Source organism: Spiroplasma endosymbiont of Megaselia nigra (genome assembly GCF_003987485.1).
Lineage (GTDB): Bacteria > Bacillota_I > Bacilli_A > Mycoplasmatales > Mycoplasmataceae > Spiroplasma.
Genome location: NZ_RCOO01000145.1, coordinates 1 through 3,042 on the forward strand (window position 1 = coordinate 1; position 3,042 = coordinate 3,042).

The 3,042-nt window shown below is 23.6% G+C and carries 3 protein-coding genes and 1 pseudogene; all 4 read left to right on the forward strand.

Annotation, left to right across the window (positions count from 1 at the left end; genetic code table 4):
• Nucleotides 1–624 precede the first annotated feature (624 nt).
• Nucleotides 625–882: a hypothetical protein gene (locus tag D9R21_RS05470; RefSeq protein WP_126821413.1), complete on the forward strand. Its 258-nt coding sequence runs from the start codon at nt 625–627 to the stop codon at nt 880–882.
• The gene (locus tag D9R21_RS05475; protein WP_158613922.1) at nt 869–1,639 is read left to right on the forward strand and encodes a ParA family protein; all 771 of its coding nucleotides are present in this window, start codon (nt 869–871) and stop codon (nt 1,637–1,639) included. The genes D9R21_RS05470 and D9R21_RS05475 overlap by 14 nt, the downstream gene beginning before the upstream one ends.
• Nucleotides 1,640–1,691: 52 nt before the next feature.
• Entirely contained in the window at nt 1,692–2,180 is a 489-nt protein-coding gene (locus D9R21_RS05480; RefSeq protein ID WP_126821415.1) for a lipoprotein, read from the forward strand.
• A 502-nt stretch (nt 2,181–2,682) separates the two neighbouring features.
• Nucleotides 2,683–3,042: pseudogene (locus D9R21_RS05485) on the forward strand (hypothetical protein); the annotation flags it as partial.

Genomic DNA, 3,042 nt, shown 5'->3' on the forward strand with positions numbered 1-3,042 from the left:
ATTTTTATATCAAATTTCAATTGATAAAAAATAATGAATAATTTCGCATATGGTTTTTACATCTCTTTTTTGGGCGAGCGGTTGATTTTATGAAATTTTGTGATAAAATGACTTACAAGTTAAAAAAAGTTTTGAGATTCTTTCAAACAAATTTGGGAACCTTTATAAAATTCTTCGCTTAACGCTTAGAATTTTTCCCAAGTATTTTGAAAAGCGCGGCAAAAGTTTTTTTAAACTTTAAGGCATTTTTCATAAAATTATGAAAATTACCGCGAGCCCAGATTAGTAAATAATATAATTTAAACCAAATAATTTAACATAGTTCTCTACTTAAAACCCCTATAAAATAAGGGTTTTTCATTTCTTGTTTTGTGATTGTTGTCTGTGGCGCATTGAGTGTTATTTTCACGGGGAAATGGTAATAAAAATAACTTTAAAAAATAAATACCATTATAAAATAATTATATTTTATTTCACATTTTTCACTTGTGATATTAATTTCACATATCAAATAAAACATAATATAAATAACATTTTTTTATTTTATTTCACATTTTTCACATTTTTCACTTGTGATATTGAAATAAAAATATATAATAAAAACAAAAGGAGATAAAACAAAATATGCCTAAAAATATTAAAACTTTAAATAATTTTATTGATATTGATAAACAAGTTAATAATTTAAGTAGTTTTAATAAAGAACTAAATAAAAAAAGAAATTTTCAAAAAACTATTCCTAATATGTTTTGTGATGCTGACCTTGTAGATAAGTTTAGAAATTTGGCAAAACAACAACAATGAACAAACACAACTCTTATGAATAATATTTTAAGAGATTATTTTGATAGATTGGAGAATGGTAATAATGAAAATGATTAGTTTTTGCAACAAAAAAGGTGGCGTTGGTAAAACGACCCTTTGCAAAAATGTTGCCTACAAGTTAGCCCTTGATGGGGCAAAGGTTTTGTTGATTGACCTTGACCCCCAAGCAACCTTATCGGTCCAATTTACTAATAAAAATGTTAATATTGAAAGTAATTTAATAAATTTTATTCCTGCTAGTAAACTTGTAAAAATTAATAAAATTATACAAGAAACAAAATATAAAGAAATTGATATTATTGTTGGTGGTGAAGCATTAACAAATTCTAATGAGATTATAAAATCATATTTTAAAGAAAATTATTATCAAGTTGCAAATTTTATTTATCAATCAAATCAAGAAACTTTTGATAGTTATGATTATGTGTTGATTGACTATCCCCCAACAATTAACGATTTATCATTATCTTTTTTATTAATAAGTGATTTAATTTTAATTCCAATTAATTCTGGTTCTGGTAGTTATAAAGGTATAATTGATTTAAAAAATACGCTTGAATTAATATCTAAAAAAGAAAAATTAGAATTATCCAATATTAAAATTGTATTTAATAATGTTAAAACGGATAAATATATAAAATTTATATATAATTTAATATTAAAACAAGGATTAAAAAATAATTTTTCTAATATTGTTTTACAAACATCAGATGTTTTTTTTCAAACTGAAAATGATTTAAGCAGTATTTGGACTAATCAACATTATTGGCGGCAAAAAAAAGCCTACGAAGAACTCATCAAGGAAATAAAATAATAATTATGTTATAATTATAAATAATGAAATTGAAAGGAAAAAACAATAATTTATGAAAAAATTACTAAGTTTATTAGGAACAATAACTTTAGTGGGGTCAACAAGTGCAAGTGTTATTGCTTGTACCAATGATAATAACTCTTTTAAAGAAATAGATAAAGAACAATTAAAAAAATGTTTTCTAACATTGTTTACAAATTTTAATAAAGAAAGTGGAAATTTCTTATATATTATTCAAAAAGAAAATGATATTAATAAATTAGAAGAAGGATTAAAAAAATGAATTGAAAATATGAAAAATGAAATTGTTAAATTTTTCAAAGAATTAAATATAAAAACTGAAGAAGAAAATTATATTAATAAATTAGAAGAAGGATTTAATTCATTATATACTGAATTTTTTAATGAATTAAACAAATACAATAGTGGTTCTAAACAAAAAATTATTAATGAAATTAATAATTCAATAGATACTATAGACAAAATCTTAGCCAATTTAGATTATTTTATAAATGAATTTCTTAAATTAACAATAAATTAAAAAACATAATTTATAAAGTTAAATTTTAATTTACAAAAATGCTTGAATTGTATTTTTACGATTCAAAAAATCGATGATGAATGATTTACGATTAACACGGGTAATAAAAACTGTGGGAAATAACAAATTATGTTATAATTTGTTTACTAAGATATTGAATGTTTTGGTAAGTAGTCCAATCCAATTCTACTTTTATCAAATGTAACAAATATCAATTTTCTCTTTTTAAAGTAAAAAACTAGATACAAAATCGTATCTAGTGTATAATACTTATGTAATTATATATTTTTAATAAAAATTAGTGATAGTAATTTATTGTCGAATAAATTACTATCGTGGAAACACTAGCGGAAACTAGCGTTTCCACAGACAATTTTAACATATTTCTTGGTGGTATTTTAGTGATACTACTTTGAAATATGTTGGAAATTGTTTGTGGGAATAGTGCGGTGGTGCTATTCTCTTTTTTGTTAAAAAGAGAATTCAGAAAGGAATACATAAAATGAAAAAATTACTAAGTATATTAACTATGTCAACCTTGACAGCGAGCATTCCCACTCCGTTGCTTGCCAACACACTGCTAACTCTTGTTAAACGCGATGTTAGTCCTTTGACATCTAATTCAAACAACGACTATCTACCGCTAAAAGAAATAAATGGTATTGGAAAGAGTATTTTTTATCCTGCTGTTGATAGTAAAGATAACATTTATTTTGGTACTCATAACGGTGCCTTTGTGTTGAAACACGGTGAATCAACACCGACCAAAATTGATGGAATAAAAGATAATATTTCTTCACTTGCAATTGATAGTAAAGACAATATTTTTATTGCTACAAATAAGGGCTTATATAAGTTATCT